The organism is Vibrio sp. KUL70 (assembly GCF_059725515.1).
In genome coordinates, this window is sequence record NZ_AP045835.1 from 291,295 (window position 1) to 311,068 (window position 19,774).

At 42.6% G+C, this 19,774-nt stretch carries 15 protein-coding genes and 3 pseudogenes; 8 read left to right on the top strand and 10 right to left on the bottom strand.

Annotated elements, in window-relative coordinates:
• Window positions 1–128: 128 nt before the first annotated feature.
• Window positions 129–953, bottom strand: a complete 825-nt coding sequence (locus AC6I7V_RS15365) for a hypothetical protein (RefSeq protein ID WP_498012180.1) — start codon at window positions 951–953, stop codon at window positions 129–131.
• A gap of 316 nt (window positions 954–1,269) precedes the next feature.
• On the opposite strand from AC6I7V_RS15365, the pseudogene AC6I7V_RS15370 reads away from it, so the two are divergent.
• A pseudogene (locus AC6I7V_RS15370) lies at window positions 1,270–1,479 on the top strand (IS110 family transposase); the annotation flags it as partial.
• A 191-nt stretch (window positions 1,480–1,670) separates the two neighbouring features.
• Here AC6I7V_RS15370 and AC6I7V_RS15375 read toward each other — a convergent pair.
• Both AC6I7V_RS15375 and AC6I7V_RS15380 read right to left on the bottom strand, forming a co-directional pair.
• Window positions 1,671–2,696, bottom strand: a pseudogene (locus tag AC6I7V_RS15375) (IS110 family RNA-guided transposase).
• Window positions 2,697–2,771: 75 nt separating this feature from the next.
• Complete coding sequence (locus AC6I7V_RS15380) at window positions 2,772–3,263, bottom strand: hypothetical protein (RefSeq protein WP_498012181.1); 492 nt, start codon at window positions 3,261–3,263, stop codon at window positions 2,772–2,774.
• A gap of 208 nt (window positions 3,264–3,471) precedes the next feature.
• Here AC6I7V_RS15380 and AC6I7V_RS15385 point away from each other — a divergent pair, with 208 nt between their 5' ends.
• Together AC6I7V_RS15385 and AC6I7V_RS15390 are read left to right on the top strand one after the other, a co-directional pair.
• Window positions 3,472–4,434 (top strand): Abi family protein, encoded by a 963-nt coding sequence (locus AC6I7V_RS15385; protein WP_498012182.1) that lies wholly within the window; start codon window positions 3,472–3,474, stop codon window positions 4,432–4,434.
• A 259-nt stretch (window positions 4,435–4,693) separates the two neighbouring features.
• A pseudogene (locus AC6I7V_RS15390) lies at window positions 4,694–5,847 on the top strand (IS110 family RNA-guided transposase).
• A 429-nt stretch (window positions 5,848–6,276) separates the two neighbouring features.
• Here AC6I7V_RS15390 and AC6I7V_RS15395 read toward each other — a convergent pair.
• Window positions 6,277–7,494, bottom strand: a complete 1,218-nt coding sequence (locus tag AC6I7V_RS15395) for a HEPN domain-containing protein (RefSeq protein ID WP_498012183.1) — start codon at window positions 7,492–7,494, stop codon at window positions 6,277–6,279.
• A 150-nt stretch (window positions 7,495–7,644) separates the two neighbouring features.
• Between AC6I7V_RS15395 and AC6I7V_RS15400 the strand changes: the two genes are divergently transcribed.
• A complete protein-coding gene (locus tag AC6I7V_RS15400) occupies window positions 7,645–9,174 on the top strand; it encodes an IS1182 family transposase (protein WP_140150449.1) in 1,530 nt (509 codons plus the stop codon).
• A 297-nt stretch (window positions 9,175–9,471) separates the two neighbouring features.
• Here AC6I7V_RS15400 and AC6I7V_RS15405 read toward each other — a convergent pair whose 3' ends face one another.
• The 4 genes from AC6I7V_RS15405 to AC6I7V_RS15420 form a co-directional block, all read right to left on the bottom strand.
• Window positions 9,472–9,876: a GIY-YIG nuclease family protein gene (locus AC6I7V_RS15405; protein WP_498012184.1), complete on the bottom strand. Its 405-nt coding sequence runs from the start codon at window positions 9,874–9,876 to the stop codon at window positions 9,472–9,474.
• Between the two features lie 375 nt (window positions 9,877–10,251).
• Complete coding sequence (locus AC6I7V_RS15410) at window positions 10,252–11,148, bottom strand: YjjW family glycine radical enzyme activase (protein ID WP_498012185.1); 897 nt, start codon at window positions 11,146–11,148, stop codon at window positions 10,252–10,254.
• A 22-nt stretch (window positions 11,149–11,170) separates the two neighbouring features.
• Entirely contained in the window at window positions 11,171–12,730 is a 1,560-nt protein-coding gene (locus AC6I7V_RS15415; protein ID WP_498012186.1) for a YjjI family glycine radical enzyme, read from the bottom strand.
• A gap of 365 nt (window positions 12,731–13,095) precedes the next feature.
• Window positions 13,096–13,695: a class I SAM-dependent DNA methyltransferase gene (locus AC6I7V_RS15420; RefSeq protein WP_150868751.1), complete on the bottom strand. Its 600-nt coding sequence runs from the start codon at window positions 13,693–13,695 to the stop codon at window positions 13,096–13,098.
• 162 nt (window positions 13,696–13,857) lie between these two features.
• Between AC6I7V_RS15420 and AC6I7V_RS15425 the strand changes: the two genes are divergently transcribed.
• Both AC6I7V_RS15425 and AC6I7V_RS15430 read left to right on the top strand, forming a co-directional pair.
• Complete coding sequence (locus tag AC6I7V_RS15425; RefSeq protein WP_255232572.1) at window positions 13,858–14,736, top strand: LysR family transcriptional regulator; 879 nt, start codon at window positions 13,858–13,860, stop codon at window positions 14,734–14,736.
• Window positions 14,737–15,071: 335 nt separating this feature from the next.
• Window positions 15,072–15,968, top strand: coding sequence for a cation diffusion facilitator family transporter (locus tag AC6I7V_RS15430; RefSeq protein ID WP_255232571.1), 897 nt, complete (start codon window positions 15,072–15,074; stop codon window positions 15,966–15,968).
• An 18-nt stretch (window positions 15,969–15,986) separates the two neighbouring features.
• Here AC6I7V_RS15430 and yddG read toward each other — a convergent pair whose 3' ends face one another.
• Window positions 15,987–16,928: an aromatic amino acid DMT transporter YddG gene (yddG, locus tag AC6I7V_RS15435; protein ID WP_261883870.1), complete on the bottom strand. Its 942-nt coding sequence runs from the start codon at window positions 16,926–16,928 to the stop codon at window positions 15,987–15,989.
• Window positions 16,929–16,964: 36 nt separating this feature from the next.
• Complete coding sequence (gene yjjG / locus AC6I7V_RS15440) at window positions 16,965–17,642, bottom strand: pyrimidine 5'-nucleotidase (RefSeq protein WP_255232569.1); 678 nt, start codon at window positions 17,640–17,642, stop codon at window positions 16,965–16,967.
• A 191-nt stretch (window positions 17,643–17,833) separates the two neighbouring features.
• Between yjjG and AC6I7V_RS15445 the strand changes: the two genes are divergently transcribed.
• Complete coding sequence (locus tag AC6I7V_RS15445; protein ID WP_255232568.1) at window positions 17,834–17,995, top strand: hypothetical protein; 162 nt, start codon at window positions 17,834–17,836, stop codon at window positions 17,993–17,995.
• Window positions 17,996–18,248: 253 nt separating this feature from the next.
• Window positions 18,249–19,397 carry an L-threonine dehydrogenase gene (gene yiaY / locus AC6I7V_RS15450; protein ID WP_255232567.1) on the top strand — a complete coding sequence of 383 codons (1,149 nt, stop codon included), beginning with the start codon at window positions 18,249–18,251 and terminating at the stop codon, window positions 19,395–19,397.
• Window positions 19,398–19,774 lie beyond the last annotated feature (377 nt).

Consider the following 19,774-nt stretch of genomic DNA (forward strand, 5'->3'; position numbering starts at 1 on the left):
ATAACTCCCGATTGAGGTGTGAGTCACGCAATACCGAAACTACCGCATACCAAAAATGCCAAGCGTGCTGAATCCCTCTTGAACTGTTTGTTATACCGTTGATTCACGCTGCTGCTCTTTAAATTTATCTATTGAACTTTGAATCGTTTTTTTGACTCAAACTCAGGAATACAAGAGTAGCGCAACCACTTTTGGATAAGGCTAGGCTTCCCTTTGAAGGCAACAAATGAGTGTATTTTTGCATACCGTTGAAGTTGTTTAGAGTCGGTATAGATATGAGTCTGAATAAACGCTCTCTCGTAAGCCAAAAGATAATAAAATACATACACATATGGTAGTAGAGATACCGACAACAACATCGGAACCAAGAAATCCCGTAATGTATCAACACTGACAAATTTACCTGGCTCATTATATATGTTTAAGATTGAGTCGATGAAAATCAAAGTTCCCATTATGGCTAAAATATAGTCAGATACTTTTTGTGCCTGCTTATACTCTGGTTTGCCTTTGGCAAAAGCACTACAACACGCAAATAGTGTAGCTGTCGCTACTAGAAATAATTCAGTTATAAAGCCATAAGAATGAAACGCGACTAGGAACTCGATTAGTACAATCAGCTTAACCTGAGAATTTAACGATGCTTTCAAGTACTCTTTGGGTTCGGTGATCTTAGTCGTATTCATAAGCTGAACAAAGCCAATAAACACAAACCACAGTATGGTATTTTTAAGTTGTCCTATATTCCAAACATCGATGCTATCAAGTAAATACACGACAATTGAAATATATAAAAGCAGAGTCCCCGTAGTTATCAGTATGGCTTTTTGACAAAAGGATTTTAGGACTAACTCTATAGCCGGCAGAACCTCGTTACTTTTGATGGAAGCCCAAATGAAGACAACAATGACCAGAGTAGCTGTAGCTAACTCTCGATTATTAAAAATATCCAAATACCCTCCTGAGCCTAAAAACGGTAGCCGCGTTAAGGCGTGACGTAATGGGTGCCATACTTGAGCGAAGCGAAACTGGCACGCGTTGCAGAATCGCTCTTAAACGCTTTGTATGGATAATAAGCACTCCAATCGGGTAAGGTGAGACCCAGACTTTAGCTGCAACTAAAGTTCTTCTATCTGATAGTTCGATTAAACGATGGCTCCTCTATTGAGAGACCGATAACAAGTACGAACGTCAGATAGAACTCCAAGCACCACACTCGAATAGTCTTCTGGGTCTCGGCCCGCATTTGCAAGCAAGAGTTAGCTTATTATGAATACAAACACACTTCAAAACATTAATGTTGGCGTTGATACTGGTAAGTCTCAATTAGACATCTATATCCGTCCACTCGACATTTACTTCACCGTATCAAACACCGATAAAGGTATCAGCGATGCCATTAAAATCATTAAGAAACACAAACCTCAACGCGTCGTTATCGAGGCTACAGGTCGATTAGAAATGCCCTTCATAGTCGCTTATATGGACTCCCCGTTTCAACAAAAAGAACGATAGATATTCGCGTGCTTATATACGAGCTACTGTTGAGGAGCTACCTCTGCTCAATGATAATTCCGGCTGTCAGGGTACAATGCTTGTTAGTGAGCTGTTCCTCTTTCGACTATTCTGTATCACCTAACTTTTATCTTACGCTTCATTTTGTCAAACTGTCAGAGCATAGATGCTCTATATTCCGTATCAGATTTAAGCATAGCAAAAGCGGTACGGACTGTTTTATTTGCCAATGCTACCGCAGCACATTTTTACCTCTACGTGCTACTAATGCTTGTAGCCACTGTTCTTTCTTTGTTTTAGCGTCGCGTTTTACGACTTGCTGAACCACAGACATTGCGCCGTAATTAATAGACTGCGCAACGTTGAGTTTTTCCGTTTATCAATATGTCCCAACTTCGCTTTACCACCAGAAGAATGTTGGAGTGGTGTTAAGCCAATACAAGCGGAAACATCTTTTCCCTTGTTAAACTGACCAAGTTCTCCTGATGCCAAAGCAATGTACAAATGAATTGCGTTTAATTTCCCTACACCTTCAATCTTCATTAACTTTCGGCATTCTTGGATTGACCTTATCCATTGTTCAAGGGAATGATCATAAGTTTCAATTGCTTCGCACAAAACCAAATATAAGTCGAGTGACACTTTCAGCATGTGCCTAAAATCAGCGGTTAAATTATTGTCCGCGTCTTCCAAAATCAGCTCTATCGACTGAGTAAAGCCTTGATGGTTTCTCGAAACTGGAAGATTAAACTCCCTCATCAATCCTACTAATTGATTTTTTAATGCTGTCCGTTGTTTAACGGCTTGTTCTCGTAATTTCAGCATTGATTGAGCTTGCTGTTGGCTATTGGTCTTACCAGAAACAAAAGTTACTTCAGGTAACTGTGAGGCTTGAATGATCGCTAAAGCGTCATTCTTACTGTTTTTTGATTCTGACGAACCGCTTTGACCAAACGAGAGGAAATTAACTTCGAGGTATGGCCTAAAGATGTGGCAATTTGGTTCCAATAATTAGAGCTTGCACAAGCTTCAAACACCACCAAAGAGGGTGAAAGATTACTGAGATAAGCGCTGAACTGTTTCGGTGTCATTTCTCGATTGGATAGCACCTTTTTGTCTGCGTAAACACAAACTTGGATAACCTTAGCGGCTAGATCAACGCCAATAATGAGATTTTTCATAATCAGACTCCCGTGTTGCTTCCTATTTAAAGATAGGCGGATTGGGGATGGGGAGTCCAATCATCTTGTTAGGTTTTAAATTACCTTAATTTTAGAATCTAGTACTTTAACAAAAGACCAAGCGCCAATCGCGGTGTATATTGCTGGTATAAAGAACTTAAAGAAACCGAATAACCATTTGTACAGTTGGAACTTCGTCACTAAATCCGTGTCGATTGACGAGACAATGCTATACGACCTAGAAAAAACATCATTGAATGAGTTAAAACTAAATGCATTCTCACCATACTTCTCGACAAACCGAGCTATAAAATATGCCTGTTCGTAAGACGTTACACCTGTCAGTGCCTCATTTGCTAACGCAAACGTAAGTGGACCAGCAACAAAAAGCCATGCACCTAAGCACCATAACCCCGATGTAGTTACCTGACCAGATATATATATTGCTACCACAGATACCATGGTAATGACTAAAACAATTAATATTAAAGACGCGTAGAGTTTACTCATTCCTTCGAACATACTTTGAGTGCTATCAATTAACTCGACCGCTTCGGATAATTCCATATTTTCCTTATTCCTATGCTAGAAACCTAGCCGCATTAAGGTGAAGCACGCGACCACTACACCCAATTTGACCACCGTAATCACTGAACTCAACCCAAACCAAAAATGCCAAGCGTGCTGAATCACTCTTAAATTGTTTGTTAAATGCATTTAGACGCACACGTAAATCTACCTTATAATGCACCTTTCTTTTTCTACCCACAAGCATATGAAACCTAACAATATTACTGAAACCATTAACACGATCTCTTCCGATCGTCTCAATAGTTACCGTAGCTACTTTAATCTGAACTCAGATGAAGAGTGCTTAGGGCTGTACTTGTGGAATGACGCTCTCTCTGCCTCCTTTTTCAAATTAATTAGTATCTTTGAAGTAGCTCTTCGCAATACTATTCATAGGGAGCTATCTCACCAATTCAATGCACACCGACAGCAAGGGCATGCATTCGATAATGATTGGTATGAGCACTTGATTGCCCAAGATCAATTAAAGCCTAAGACAGTGAATATGATTCGCAAAGTGACCCATTTGCAATCACGAGGTCGTGGAAGAAGACGCCGAAATCAATTAATAGCAAAAAACCCGGTACCAACACCGGGAAAAGTAATCGCTGCACAAAGTTTTGGTTTCTGGGGATTTTTAATTAATGATACTTCGTCGAACAACTCAATAGACTGGCAAAGCGCATTGTTCAATGGACTTAAAGGGCACTTTGCCCTCCACTCTACTTACTGGTCTCAAAACGCATTAGAAGACTTTTTAATGCGGTTGAGTCAGGTAAATGAACTAAGAAACCGGATTGCTCACCACGAACCTATCTGGAAGTTCACTCAGATTAGACACCACAGCACCAACCAAGAGATTTATCCGGCAGCATCAACGCCAGAAGAAAGTATTCAACGAATGAAAACTTTAAATGAACGATTGTGCCGGATATTAGGCTGGGTATCCGAAGATAGAAAAAACGACTATCTGGACTCTCATTACAAATCACATTTTGATTGGCTTACAAGCATTGAAGCTCTAGATGTATACAAGTCTCTTTCATACAGTAATATACTAACCCCCACGCAAGCGAAAAGACGTTTTAATACTATAGTAAACAGTTCAAACGTATATGAGGTTATCGGTAAGCGAGGCATAGTTACTATACTCCCTGGAGTTGTATAGTTGACACTACAGCAGCTTTGTACCATAATTCAGTCACTAGCTCGTTAGGCTACAGTGTTGGTAATAAAATTCTCGCCAATATCTCTAACTTGAGCATTCTAGAGAGCACCCCGCGGGGTGCTTTTCGCTTTTCTAAGAGCCAAAACCTAAAGGCATTTAGACATAATGACCCCCACGAGGTGCTAGCCTCCAATATCGTGGGTTAGCTAAAAGCCAGAGCCATAATTAGTGCGTCAAACAACTAAATTTGGAGGCTAGCATGAGTAACGATAGCATAATTTTCATTGGCTTAGATACGCATAAGTCATTTATTCAAGTCGCTGTTTTACAAGAACATCGAGGGGCAAACCCACAACAGTTAGGCCGCATTAAATCCGATAAGTCTGCACTAATTAAATTGGCCAAACAACTGCAATCCACGTATCCCAAAGCGACTCTGCACTTTGTCTATGAAGCGGGGCCATGTGGTTACTGGACTTATCGCTTGATTACGAGCCTTGGACACTGCTGTTATGTCGTCGCTCCATCGTTGATACCTAAGAAGCCTGGTGATCGAGTTAAAACTGACAAGCGAGATGCAGTGAAGCTCGCGAAGTTGTTAAAAGCCGAAGAGCTTACACCCATCTATGTACCGGAAGCCGAGGATGAAGCCATTCGAGACCTCTCACGTGCCAGAGAAACGGCCATGAAAGATCTCAAAGACGCAAAGTTCCAACTCAAAGGCTTTCTTCTTCGCAATAATATCCAAGCTACGGTGAATGATAACTGGTCTAAAAAGCATCTACGGTGGCTGACCGACCTCATTCTTCCTCACCATAGTCAACAAATCGTCTTACAAGAGATGATCATCACTATCAATGAACGCATACAACGCCTTCAACGACTCGACAACGAACTGCTCCATCAGGTTAAACTGGCGATATTATCCTGTAGTGAAAGCCATACAAGCTATGCGTGGAGTGAGGTTACTCGTAGCTCTCGGCACAATAGCTGAACTGGGTGACCTACGACGGTTCGACCATCCAAGAAAGCTTATGGCTTACCTTGGACTTGTACCAACAGAAAACTCTAGTGGAGGTAAAACTCGCCGCGGCAGTCTGACAAAGTGTGGTAACAGTCGGGCTAGACGGTTGCTCGTTGAAGGCGCACATACCTATAAACACAAAGCGAACATCTCCGTAGAGCTTCAACTAAGGCAAGAAGGACTACCTAAAGAGATCGTCGATATTGCTTGGCAAGCCCAGCAAAGGTTATGTCGTCGTTACCAACGGCCACTGCAAAAAAGGTAAACACCGAAATGTCGTTGTTGTCGCCATTGCAAGAGAGATGATCGCCTACATCTGGGCGATTGCTCGTGAAGTTGTCATCAGCGACGTAGATCCTAAAACACGAATCGCTCGTTTACCGGCATGAAGAAAGAATTAGTGTTATCGCATTGGATAAAGCATCGGGAGTGGCACAAACACCGACGGCGTTAGGACGGCAATATAGCTTCGGCTATATTGAACCACGAGCATAGACTGAAGACAGGTGCTACGACGGAACAAGTAAGGTAGGCTCTACTCATCAAACGATGAGCAATCCACGTATATCAGCATGAGAACCGGCGACATTACTTGCTTCATCTATGTGATAACACTATCCCCTAAATAACAAGAAAGGCTCTATAAATGCGGGAGCAGAAACTTCTACGCTCTTATTGACAGTGGGGGTCATATCAACGCCTGCTTAAGTGGTGAGCAACGCAATACCAAAGTTTCCGCATACCACCTTAAACACTAAAACCAACGCATAGCAAAAATGTCACGCGTTGCGAATCCCTCTTGAACAGTTTGTTAAGTTTTAATCGATGGCACGAACTTTCGACTGTTCTACTGCTACGAGGATTTTACTTACAAGCGTAGCTTTGTGTTGAGACTCACACTGCTTTACATAGCTACTCAATCTACTAATAGCCTGAATACGCAATGATTCCAGTCGTTCAATGTTACCACCTAGAAAATCAGTAAATATCTGACCTTCAATTGCCTCCAACCAACTATCTAACAGCTCGTCATCAGAGCCAAATATTGTAACTAGCATATCAGGATTGTGTACTAATAAGACTTCAAAAAACTCACTCAACTCTAACCAAACAGCACCATCACGGTTTATCCATGCATCCTTTAGCATTTTCAATGCTAAAGGCGCTTTTTTTACTTCGTTATTTTTAAATATCCGAATAACTTCATCACGATGCAACTCTAACCATTCGTAACTGCTAGATGCACCCACACAGTCGAGTTTAGCTAATAGCTCTCTAGACAAGTTAAGGACTCTTTCAGCCGAATTTTTATCAACAGCATCGAAGGTATGCACAGACTCATTTCGCGTTCTCCTGATTTCATGGAATACTTTGATATCACCTTCACTTAAGAGCTTATGTTTTTTTGAAAGATTGATTAATTCCATCATATTGACAGAATTAATTTCCACACCTCTCGTTTCTAGTAACCTTCTTAAGACAGATTCCACTATTTTAGTAGATTCCAGAACGGACATATCGTAGATCCCTAAGTTAAGGAGTTCTTGTGCACGAGATAAAAGATCGATGTTAATTGTTCTTTCTTGTTCCCTTTCAGCTTCAGAAAATTTAAATTTAATCGATCTTTTTAGGGCATCGAATAAGAAATTAGCAAAAATACCTGTCAATATTGATACAAATATACTGGAGACTATAGGCGGCATTTGATCTACATGCTTCTCTAGAACAATCGTAACCTTAACTAAAACCCCTAGAAAGATATAAACAGGAGGCGTTGCTAGTGCAATTGTGTAACAAGCATCACTTAAAGAATCTATCAGCTTAAAATGCTTCGAAGATGCAAATTGTAATGAAATAAAGTAAACAGCCAACCCCAGGAAAGCAGTAAGAAAAATGTAAGCATGCTCAATCGTTAAATTGAAGTTAAATATTAAAAATCCTAGATCGGCGTTACTGTCAATCAATGGCTTAAACGCAAAAACGGCAGCAAGTAAACCTATAACAAACCCAACTTTTGTCTTAAAAAAATCGTTCATATTCCATCACACTTAAAAACTTAACGAGCTTGTAGGATTTCTCTCTTACCCGTCCTCAATTCTGATCCTACCGACATTTCATCATGATATGAACTTGAACGCACTAACTCCTTGTGATCTAATCTTAATTATTCGTCACGAAACACAGTTATGCCTAACTTCAAAACCGATTACTCCAATCAAAACATGTTTGTCCCTGTCATCATTGACGAGCAGCTCATCCCTGGCACCATCGAGTATGCGATATCTCATATCGTCGATAACCACCTAGATCTATCACTCTTTGATGAACACTATTGCAACGACAAAAACGGGGCAGCTGCATACCCACCTTCCATCATGCTCAAGATTATCTTTTACGCCTATTCTCTTGGCATGCTATCAAGTCGACGTATTGAAAGAGCCTGCATCAACAATGTTACCTTCATGTGTCTGTCTGGCGATGTAAGACCGCACTTCACCACCATTGCTGCCTTCATCGCAAAAATGAAAGACACCATTGAACCACTCTTCACTCAAGTCCTAATGATATGCGATGAACAAGGCCTCATCGGTCGTAACATGTTTGCCATTGATGGATGTAAAATTTCATCCAATGCCAGCAAAGAGTGGAGTGGCACTCACGAGGAGTTACGCCGCAAAAAAGAGAAACTGGAACGAGCTAGTAAACGTATTATCGAACGCCATCAAAGCCAAGATACCCTCCCAAACGAGGTTGTTGAGCAAGCTCTAAGGCAAAAGCAAAAACTCGATAACAGCGCGAATAAAATCGGTAAGTTTTTAGCAAGCACTCAAGATAAGTTAGGCTCCAACAACAAGCCGATAAAAAGTAACATTACCGATAACGACAGTGCAAAAATGACCACCTCAAAAGGCACGATTCAAGGCTATAACGGTATCGCCATCACTGATGACAAAAACCAAATCATTTTGCACAGCCAAGTGTGGGGCAGCGTCGGAGAGCAGCAAACACTCAAACCTGCAGTACTCGCTTTAAAGGCACAACTGGACAAGCTTCCAAACTCGGTCGAGCATACAACCAAGTTCACTGCTGACAGCGGTTTTCACAGTAAAGCCAATCTCAAGTTTTTAGCTGACACACCCTACGATTGCTACATCGCTGATACCGCTTTCCGTAGTCGCAACCCGCTCTTTCAAAGCAGTGAGACCTATCAAACTGAGCAGGCAAAGAAACGTAAAAAACGTTCTAAAACTGGTAAAACCTGTTATCCCATTTCTATGTTTGAGTTTGACCAAGACGCTATGACTTGCCGTTGTCCTGCTGGGAATATGATGCGCCTCAGCAGCAAAAATGCCGTAATAAGCGGAGAGCGTGGTGCCCAATTTTGCGGTTATCTCAATGACTGTCGAAACTGTGTGCATCAACCTCAGTGCATGAGAAAGCCACCAGGTAAACAGCAAGGCCGACAAGTCTTCTTTATCTACAAAAACACCAAAGACTTTGACCACATGCAAGCCATGAAAGACAAGATTGATAGTCCCGAAGGCAGGCGGCAATATAGTAAGCGACTGGGATGCGTTGAACCCGTTTTCGGCAACATTACCGTAAATAAACAGATGAATCGGTTCACGCTAAGAGGAAGAGAAAAAGTAAACGCCCAATGGGCGATGTTTAGCATGCTCCACAACATAGAAAAGTTACGAAATTACATCCATTAGAGGGGGAACCACCTCTAAATCTCACCAAATTAGCGACCACAGCACCTTTCTCACTGTATATCTTTGACAGCCACCGTAAGCGCCAATATCACTGCACAGTATTTAAGCCAATGTAGACGGGGAAAGTGCTCAAAAAGTCAGGTGGTATTGGCTGAAAAAAGAGAAATTCTACAGCCTCAACGCCCAATTAAGGGGTGAGCAACGCGACCACCCACACCTAAAGCATTGTGCCATAAACACTAAATTTGAAGTAGAAGCAAAAATGCCAAGCGTTGTGAATCCCTCTTAAATTGCTTGTTATGACTGTAGCCAAAGAGGGAGATCAATTGGTTTAGGCTTTGAATTGTGGCTAGGTTTATAGGCTTGAATTAAAAGCATTTCGAACAATAACCTACTACTTTCCTCTGACTCTTGAACAAAACGCATTTTCGACCACTGTTCCCACCAACCTTTATCTTTATGAGGGGAAGTTTTGTCGTGTAGCCTCGCTTTCACTCTTCGACCAGTTTGACCCACATACAAACAAGTGCCCTCTGTGTCAAAATACGCATAAACAGCACCAGTCCCATTATCACCCAAGCCATTTCGTTCAAAGAATACCGTTCTGTCAATACCGATTGAATTTTGAATAAACCAATCTTTAGATAGTGATGCTGTGTGTTCAACTGCACCTACAAGTTCTTCAAGTAATGCGCTTTTCATAAATTCCCTTGAAAGTCATAACCACCATATTAGACAGAATAATTCTGCACTTAAATATAGAAATACTCTATCTAGTATCTCAATGAAGTAAACGATACATCTTTTTTACTATAACTAACAATGATTTAAGATCTACAGCTCTCTACCGACATCCCAAAATACAGATTTTTCTGTAAAACATGAAATTGATGCGCCATATATATGCCAGCCTGCTGCACAAATAAGTGTTGGGCAATTTGCCAACAAGCTGTTGCCAAAATAGTTCCCATGATAGCTTCATGTGCTCTCAAAGAGTTTTGGGGAAAATAAGTTTAAATCTTTGTTGCCACTCACATTAAAGAGAAACGCGTTGTTAGAGTGCTGAACCAAGTGGGTTTAGGTATAGACTTGCGGTTTCAGCATTGGTCGCTGAACATAAGCAAATAACTGGTCATGAAATTCATTCATTTGTTGCTTAGTGCATTTTGACCAGTTTAAGGCTTCCCCTATCACACCGTGATGCTGAAACGCATTGAGACGAATCGCAACGCTTTGTGGTAACGATTGAAGATAACGACCTACTTGCTCAACCTCTGTGTCGAGATCGCTCTTACCGGGAATATGCAGTAAACGAACTTCATGCAGCTTTTGATGTTGCGCTAAGAAGTTGATTGAAGAGAGTACACGGTGATTCTCGCGCCCCACTAACCATTGGTGGGTTTCATTTTGCCATGATTTCAGGTCTATCATTGCGCCATCAAGGTACGGGAGAACTTTACTCCAACCTTCCGGTGAGAGTGAACCATTACTATCAATAAAACAGGTTAAATGAGAAAGCTGAGGATCCGTTTTAATTGCTTTAAAGAGTTCGATAATGAACGGCAGCTGCATTGTCGCTTCACCTCCTGAGATGGTAACTCCACTCAAGAAGAACTGATTTTCTCTGACGATTTCAAGAACATCAGAAACTGTCATTAGTGATATTTTCGGGCTCGACTTATGACTGCACACATCAATGCACTTATCACAATGTGTACATTTTTCAGGGTGCCAAGTAACCCTTCCAGAATTGCTATTTAGAGTTAGCGCTTCACTTGGGCATTCAGGAACACAATCGCCACAATGGTTGCAGTGATTGATGGTGTGAGGGTTGTGACAGGTGATGCAATCAAAGTTGCACCCTTGCAGAAACAACACCAAGCGATTTCCCGGCCCGTCAACACAAGAAAAGGTCAGCACACGGCTGACCTTCGCTTGTTTTTCTGCCTTTATATTGTTAGTAACCCTAGCCATGTGAGTCGTTAGATCAGAAAATTTATTGTTCGTAGGTAGGTGACATTTCTAAGCTCGCCACACGTGGTTTGCGCTCCAAAATGCCGGTGTTCTTTGCCGCCTCTGCGCCCAAGAACGTGGTATTAGTACGAGAACCCTCATCGTCATATTTTGCGATATCAGAGAGCTTAATCATGTACCCCGTCACGCGCACCAAATCGTTAGACGCTACGTTTGCGGTAAACTCACGATAACCCGCTTGAATCGCACCTTTACATAGGTTGAACATCGCCTCAGGGTTGGATTTCACGGTCTCATCAATCGTTAAGATGTCACTGATGCCTGATGTGTAGAACTTATGATGACCTGCCGTCGCTCGAACGTAGGAGACTGGGTCTGGCTCAGTTCCGTAAGGAATACGCACACCTGGGGTGACATCTTTATCAAGACTAATACCGCCTTGTGCGTGCAGCAGTGCTTTACCGTTTAATCCATATTGAACCGGTGAGGATTCAACAATCTCTGCAAGCTTTTTAGATATGGTGTGACCAAGCGTGTTAGCCGCTTCGTCGTGCCCGTACTTAGCTTCAACACCCTCTTTCTCCATCAGGGTGTTGACGGCTTCTGCCATGCCGTAGATGCCAAACATAGGTGCGAATCGCGCTTCTTCAATCAAGCCCTCTTTTGTTAAGAAGCCTTCAAAGAAATTCGACTCTTCATGAAGGAAACGACTGCGCGCATCCATCAGATCAACCATAACGTTGGCGTATGTTGGCAGTACTCTCTGTAGAAAATCGGCGCTGCCTTTAGACTTTAGCGCGACCTCTTTTAAGTTCATGCGAACCAAGGTATTTGAACCACCAGCAAGAGGCAGAGAGTTATAGCAACTCACAATGCCAAAGCGCTTATCACCATAAGCACTCGCATGTGCTGGATAGTTCGCGATATGAGGTTTACTGCATTCACAGATGTTGCTCGCCGCTTGACGCAAAAGATCGTCAGGTGTCACTGCAGGATCGTACATAAAGGTTAAGTTAGGCGCGATCTGCTTAAGCTCAGCGTCTACTCGCAAAATAGTACGACAGATGATGTTATCTGCAGGGCCGATATTCACATGCATGAACGCATCTGGAAGCGTGCGGTCCAGCATAATCCAGAACAGTTTTAGCTTTTGATAGATTTGTTCGTCTGTCAGATCGCCAACAAATGGCATTAACACATCGTCCAGTTGACCAAGGTATACAGGGATAGAGGTCACGGATGGCACATGGTGATAGATGATCGTCAACATGTTGAGCGCTTCATCTAAATTGGTCGCCGCGCTAAGTTCTAAATACTCTGAGCCTTGATGTAAGTATTTAGAATAGTCTGGTAAGACGTAGCGCGGCTTAAACGGCGCATGGCCTTCAAACATGTCACACAACACCCCGTCTTTAAGTGCTTGTTCAGCTTCTTGGCTGATTGGCAAATACGGTAGGCTTGCTTCCGCTTCTAGCGCTAAATAGCTCGACTTCTGCTTAGGTGATAAGTTGGCATCCGAAATAATATTGTGGAAACGTTGCTGAAGTTCAGGCATTGGTGATGACGTTGTTTGGTGGCTCATGATAAAACCCTTTATATTTATATGGTCTTATTTTAAAAGAGTAATCATTTTTCCACTATTGAAATTTAATCAATTAAACATTTCCATTATGGAAATACCTATCATCATACCAATCACAGTAAATAAGTGGTCAAAAATAGCGCAGGAAAAAGGCTTGAGAACAAGGCCGCTTTTCTGCAACAGAGAGTTTCGATAAGTAGTTATTCTACAATCAAAAATTCTAACGCCGTTATCGAGCATTTTAACCAGCTAGGGTGAGCAATTATTTACTACGATTGGTATCAATGTAACACCCAAAAGAAAACCCACACTGCAAAACAGCATGGGTTTATTCTATCTATTTAGTATCAATACGTTAGCGGGATTTAGTACGGATGGTAAGACTGCTTACGACCTACACCCATTAGCACTTTCAACTCACCCTGAGGGGTATCAATCGAGAATGGTACTGAAACTTCTACGTTTGAGAAACCTGCCGCCATTAACACATTCTCTGAGCGACTCAGTGTTAAACCAGACGCTTCGTCATCGCTCTCTACACACCAATCCCAATGAACAAACAGTCCATCTTCTTCTAACAGTGTGTAAATCAAACTCACCGTATCTTGCAGATTCGGGATAAAGCCACACACAGACGAAGCGACTACGACATCAAATTGCTTTCGAAATGCAGGGTGTTGAGCTGCTAAACCACGAGAAAGAATATCAACAACGGGCTCTACGTTAGGTAGCTCTTTTTTGTCGAGTTCTTCAATCATGGCTTCAGAGAAATCTAAAGCAATAATCTCTTTTGCAAAAGGGGACACTTTTTGGCTAAGCAGACCTGTGCCACAACCAAAATCAAGGACACGGGTTCCGTCTAGATCAACGAGCTGGCTTAACTGGTCAAATACGGCTTTTGCGAATTCAGCCGTTGCAGGTTCTTTATCCCAGTCTTTTGCGTACTCGTCCCATTGTTTCGCCATCATGGCCTCCATCTTTACTTCTTGTACGTTCGGAACCCTCTCAGATTAAACTAAATTGACCCGTTCGTCATAGAGTTATCATGCAATGATGGACTATTTCTAAGAGAATCAGCACAATATTCACATATAAACCTTACGATCCTCGCTCATTCTGGAAAATCTATGAACTTGTCTCAAATCCAAGCGTTTTGTTCCGTTGCAGACCTAGGCTCAGTATCAGAAGCTGCGCGCCAGCTCGAATGCAACCGAACCAAGCTCAGCATGTCGATCAAAGCTCTTGAGAAAGAACTGGATATCGAGCTATTCGTTCGCAGTGGCAACCATGTTGAGCTGTCAGAAGCGGGAAAAGCGATCTACAAGGATTGTGAAGGCATGTTGGTCACAGCTGCGCGTATAAAGCAGACTTGTTTGCATGTTTCGGGTGAGTTTAACGCCGAGATTTGGATAGCCCGTGATGATTCATTGCCCGATGAGATGTGGCAAGACCTATCGCATAAACTGAACAATCGCTACCCTTCCACCTCATTCAATATTGTTTTAGCGTCTAGTGGCGATTTGGCCAACCTTGTTGAAACCCAGCAGGTTGACTTCGCCTTTGGTGTCGATTACGAGAGTTTTGATGATCCTAGGATCCTCTACAACCCTCTCGGGAAGATTCGGATGATGTCGGTTTGCCAGAAAGGACATGCACTGAGCCAGATGCGTCGAGTCTCTGACGAAGTGCTACGTAACTCGATGCAGGCGACCATGGTTTACCTCAACGAAAAAGACAACCCAGTACTTGATCCGTTCTCACGCCGTTACATTGGCTTTTCAAGCTTCGATTATATGCTCGACACCATCATGCGTGAAGACGCGTGGGGCGTAATGCCGGAGCCTTTGATTCGTCACCTACTTCGCGAGCAAAAGCTTGCCGTGATTAAGCATACTTACGGTTTAACTCAAGAGGACTACTGCATGTTTACAGCTGCAGGTATGGCCGAGCACCCGGGCATGAATTGGTTAGCGGATAAGATCAGTGACTATCTGTTCGATTTTTAGATACTGGATGATACCTCCAGCCCTTTACCTATTGTCTATTTGATGTCGGTGAGCATCTTTCACAGTGAGTGCTCATCACCACCATCAATATGAGCGTTTTAGCTATTTACTACACCTGATATTTAAAGCGCATCTACCTTCACGATTTCTCAAACTCTCTTTATCAATGTCAGTCAGTGTCAAAAAAAATGACAGACAAAACCACTCATAATACATTGATTTAATTGAATAATTAATTAAACCCGCATTTTTCGCCTCAGGCAATGATAGATTGAGTTTGTAAAACTCGTTCAGTATTAGAACAATGGAGGTATCGAAAACACTTGGAAATTATTATGTGTGACAGGACAAACCAAAACGAAAATCGAGTATTAATGTTCTCAGCCCTTCTTGCATCTGGCTTTGCATTGGGAGGCTTAGCACTAGGCTTAATTGTTGGTTCCCTCGTCATCGTGTTCGACGGTGTTTATTCGTTAGTAAGTTTACTGTTAACTTTATTGTCACTAGCAGCATCGAAGTACATTAATCGTCCGTCGGACTCTAACTTCCCATTTGGTCGAGCGATTATTGAACCCATCGTTATCGCGTTTAAAGCCACGGTTATTCTACTCGTCGTCGGTTATTCGCTTTACTCTGCCGTTGGCGCACTCATGACTGGTGGTCGTGAAGTCGACGCTTCAATTGCAACTGTTTTTGGTGCGTTGAATGTACTGGGTTGTGGTTATGCATGGTGGTACATCGCCAATAAAAGTAAATCATTCTCTTCTGGTCTCATTGAAGCAGAATCGAAGCAGTGGCAAATGGATACCTTGTTGAGTGTGGCTGTTACCGCAGGTTTCATTGCAGCTTGGTTAATCACCTTGTCGCCTTACACTGAACTTGCAGTGTACGCGGACCCGATGATGATGGTTCTGATGTCGTTCTACTTCATCAAAGTACCGTTCGATATGCTTAAGCAAGCAATGCGCGAACTGCTGATGATGTCGGCGAACAAAGAGATCTGTGAAAAGGTTGATGAGAACGTCATCGCAGTCGATAAGGAAGCGCAACAAGATCTTGAGTTGAAAGGCGTAACCAAGGTAGGTCAAGAACTGCGTATCAACGTAGATATCCATCCTAACAATCAAGGCATCATTGCGGTCAATGATATTGAAAAGACGCGCCGCTTACTGAAGCGACGCTTATCGAAGATGCCTTATGAGCTAAAACTCAATTTGAGTATTGCTAGTTAGATTGGGAATAGTTCAAAACTAAATTTTCGCTTGCTCGATATCACCACTTTCTGATTCAGCCGACGCTTTGTGTGTCGGCTTTTCTCTTGTGACCCACCAGCACGCCAAGGAGCCGATGGTCACCATGCACACGCCTTGCAAGAAAGTGACCGTAAGCGAAAGGCCAAGTAGCATTGAAGAGAATAGAGTTGAAAAGATTGGCGTAAAATAAGACATAGTTGCAAGAAACACCATGTTGCCACCCAGTATCGCGGTGTTCCACAGCGCATAACCCGCTCCCATTGCCGCACCCGCCAACACAAGATCGATAGCCGCACTTGTTGTCATCACCATCGCGGGTTCGTCACTCAGTGCATATTTAATCCATAGTGTGACAGCCGTTGCAATGAAGAACAGCACGATAGCATTCTGACCTTTAGCCACACGCTGCGTGTAGTTGCAATACACTGCCCAAATAATCGCCCCAAAGAAAGCCATAGAATAAGTCAGTGGGTTAGTCGCAACGTTTGCAGCAATCTGCTGTACCGAAAGCCCTTGATCGCCACTGATACTCCATGCCACACCATAGAAAGCAAGGAGGATACTCGGGTAAACCAATAAGTTAGTCTTCTTTTTGCTGAGTAAAACGGCAAGCAGTACTGTTAGTGCAGGCCATAAGTAGTTGATAACCGCCATTTCGATAGCTTGATGACGGCTATTTGCCATACCAAGTGCAAGCGCTAAAAATATCTCGTAACAGACGAAAAGTGAGCCGCCGATCAGCAAATACGATTTTGAAAAACGCGAGATTTTCGGTAAACCCATAGTAAACACTAACAGGATCGAGCTCACCGTATAGAGGCTGGCGGCGCCTCCAATCGGTCCTAATTGTTCAGAAACACTGCGTGAAAGCGCGATTAAGCAACTCCACAATAGAATGGCCATGACGCCATAACAACTGTAACGATGACTCTTTAACACTTGATTGCCTTTTTAAAAACCAGCTTAAACAATGACCTATTTGGAGAGTAATAGAGCCTTTAATTCACCTAATGATGCGACTTGATAGTGTGGTTCAATACCACTTGGTCGTGGTTTACTGTCAACGTTGAGCCAGCAAGTGTCAATACCAAAATCGATGCCGCCAAGAATGTCTGAGTGAGGGTTATCACCCACCATCAACATACGATCTTTGGCAGGAGCGCCACTAATGCGATGTGCATGGTCAAAAATAGCGAAATCTGGCTTAGCGACGCCAACCTCTTCTGAAATCACCACATGGTCAAAATAGTCCGTCATCCCCGTTCGCTCTAAGCGAATAGATTGCAGCTCAGTAAAGCCGTTGGTGATGATGCCCATTTTAACTTTGCCTTGCAGTGCTTCCATTAACTCTTTCGCTCCTGGCAGCAAAGTACAGATATCGGCCATTGCATTTAGGAACGCAGTATTGAGTGCTGCCGTCGTCGTATCGAGTCGCTTCGCCCACGACTCAAAACGCGTGTGCTTGAGCTGATCTGCCGTGATTTTTCCATCTTGATAATCGACCCATAGCGGTAAATTCACCTCTTGGTACGCTGCGTAATCTTGATCATCAAACTCGACGCCAAATCGAGAGAACATCAGCTTCATTCCTTTAAAAGAGTCAAAGTGAAAGAGCGTTTCATCCGCATCAAAAAATATCCAGTCGTACTTCATTACCTATCCTAGTTGGGTCTAATTGTTCTTAAGAGGCAACGCCTCATCTTACACACTTTCAACATAACTGTGAGCTTGTAGAAAGTTCTGACTTTTTATAGAAGCCACGCATCATCTTATGATGTATCGCAAATTTTGCCACATATTAAACTAATAACATACAAGAAACACATCTCAATACCGGAGGTATTATGAAGCACTTCTTACCATCGTCTGTCATGCTCACACCATTTGTTGTGAAAAACTATGATGCTTTCATTGGTGAAAAATCCACACCAGAAACCGAGCAAGAAATCATAGACAACGAAAAAGCTATTGATGAAACCATCGATAAAGAGAAAACAAAAAGCTAATTATATTAGAACCTTATGTGTAGATTTCACATCAATAATATTCATTCTCATTTAGATGGCGCTCTTTCGACGTCATCTATAACTATTGAAATTATCATTAGAAACTAATTAACCGTTTGCTTGTTGAAGCACGTCACAATCCCTAACCACAAAGTGGTAGTCAAGTACGAAAATTGACCCAGATCAATTATTTCGTTGGTCTTTATCGCCAACATAGAACTCAGCAATAATCATAATTAAACTGGAGCAACTCATGGCTAGCGCATTTTTTATCCCTACAATCAACTTCATGGGCACAGGCTGTTTAAAAGACGCAGCAGACAGCATTCAATCACAAGGTTTTAAAAAAGGTCTGATCGTTACAGACAAGATTTTGAACCAGATCGGTGTTGTTAAACAGGTACAAAACCTACTTGAAGAACGTGGCGTCAACACTGTTGTGTTCGATGGTACTCAACCGAACCCAACAACGGCTAACGTAACAGACGGCCTAGAACTACTAACAAACAACGAATGTGACTTCGTCGTATCTTTAGGTGGTGGTTCTCCACACGATTGTGCGAAAGGTATTGCGCTAGTTGCAGCTAACGGTGGCAAAATTGCAGACTACGAAGGTGTAGACCAATCAGAAAAACCTATGATGCCACTGATCGCTATCAACACAACGGCTGGCACGGCTTCAGAAATGACTCGCTTCTGCATCATCACAGATGAAGCTCGCCACATTAAAATGGCAATCGTAGACAAACACACTACGCCACTTATCTCTGTAAACGATCCTGAGCTAATGCTTGCTAAACCAGCATCGCTAACGGCTGCAACAGGTATGGATGCACTGACTCACGCAATTGAAGCGTACGTATCTATCGCGGCAACGCCAATTACAGATGCAGTAGCAATCAAAGCGATTGAGCTTATCCAAGCGCATCTACGTACTGCAGTTAGCAACGGCGATGATATCGAGGCTCGCGAGCAAATGGCTTACGCTCAGTTCATGGCGGGCATGGCGTTTAACAACGCATCTCTAGGCTATGTACACGCAATGGCGCACCAACTGGGTGGTTTCTACGACCTTCCACACGGTGTATGTAACGCGATTCTTCTTCCACACGTTCAACGCTACAACGCACAAGTATGTCCTGAGCGTCTACGTGACGTGGCTAAAGCGATGGGCGTTAATGTTGAAGGAATGACGGCAGAGCAAGGCGCTGAAGCGGCTATCGCTTCTATCGTGACTTTAGCGGCTGATGTTGGTATTCCTGCAGGTATTGCTCAACTGGGTGCAAAACTGGAAGACATCCCTACCCTGTCAGACAATGCGTTAAAAGATGCGTGTGGTTTCACTAACCCGAAACAAGCAACGCACGAAGAAATTTCGGCCATTTTTGAAGCGGCAATGTAACCCTTCCGTTTTTAGAGCCTTAAACCTTAAATGTTAGTTTGAAAGTGGACTTGCCGTTGGTGGGTCCACTTTTTTATCGAGCAAAGTCACAATAATTTTCAGTAAAGTCGCCAAAATCCTCAGCAAAAACCAGCCTCACAGAGTGAAACAGATCACATATTGAAACAATAGCTCAAATTGTTTTCAGACACCCAAGAAGACATTGCCCATCCTCACACCCGCTCATAGAGCCCGTCATTCTATAAATTACCCGTTATTTGTCTTAGTGTTATTAACAACAGGATCAATAAACACGATAAATACATACCAAACCTTGTTATTCATATGAGAAAACTGAGCATTTTACCTGCCTTGCACAACTGAATTTCATTTCCTAG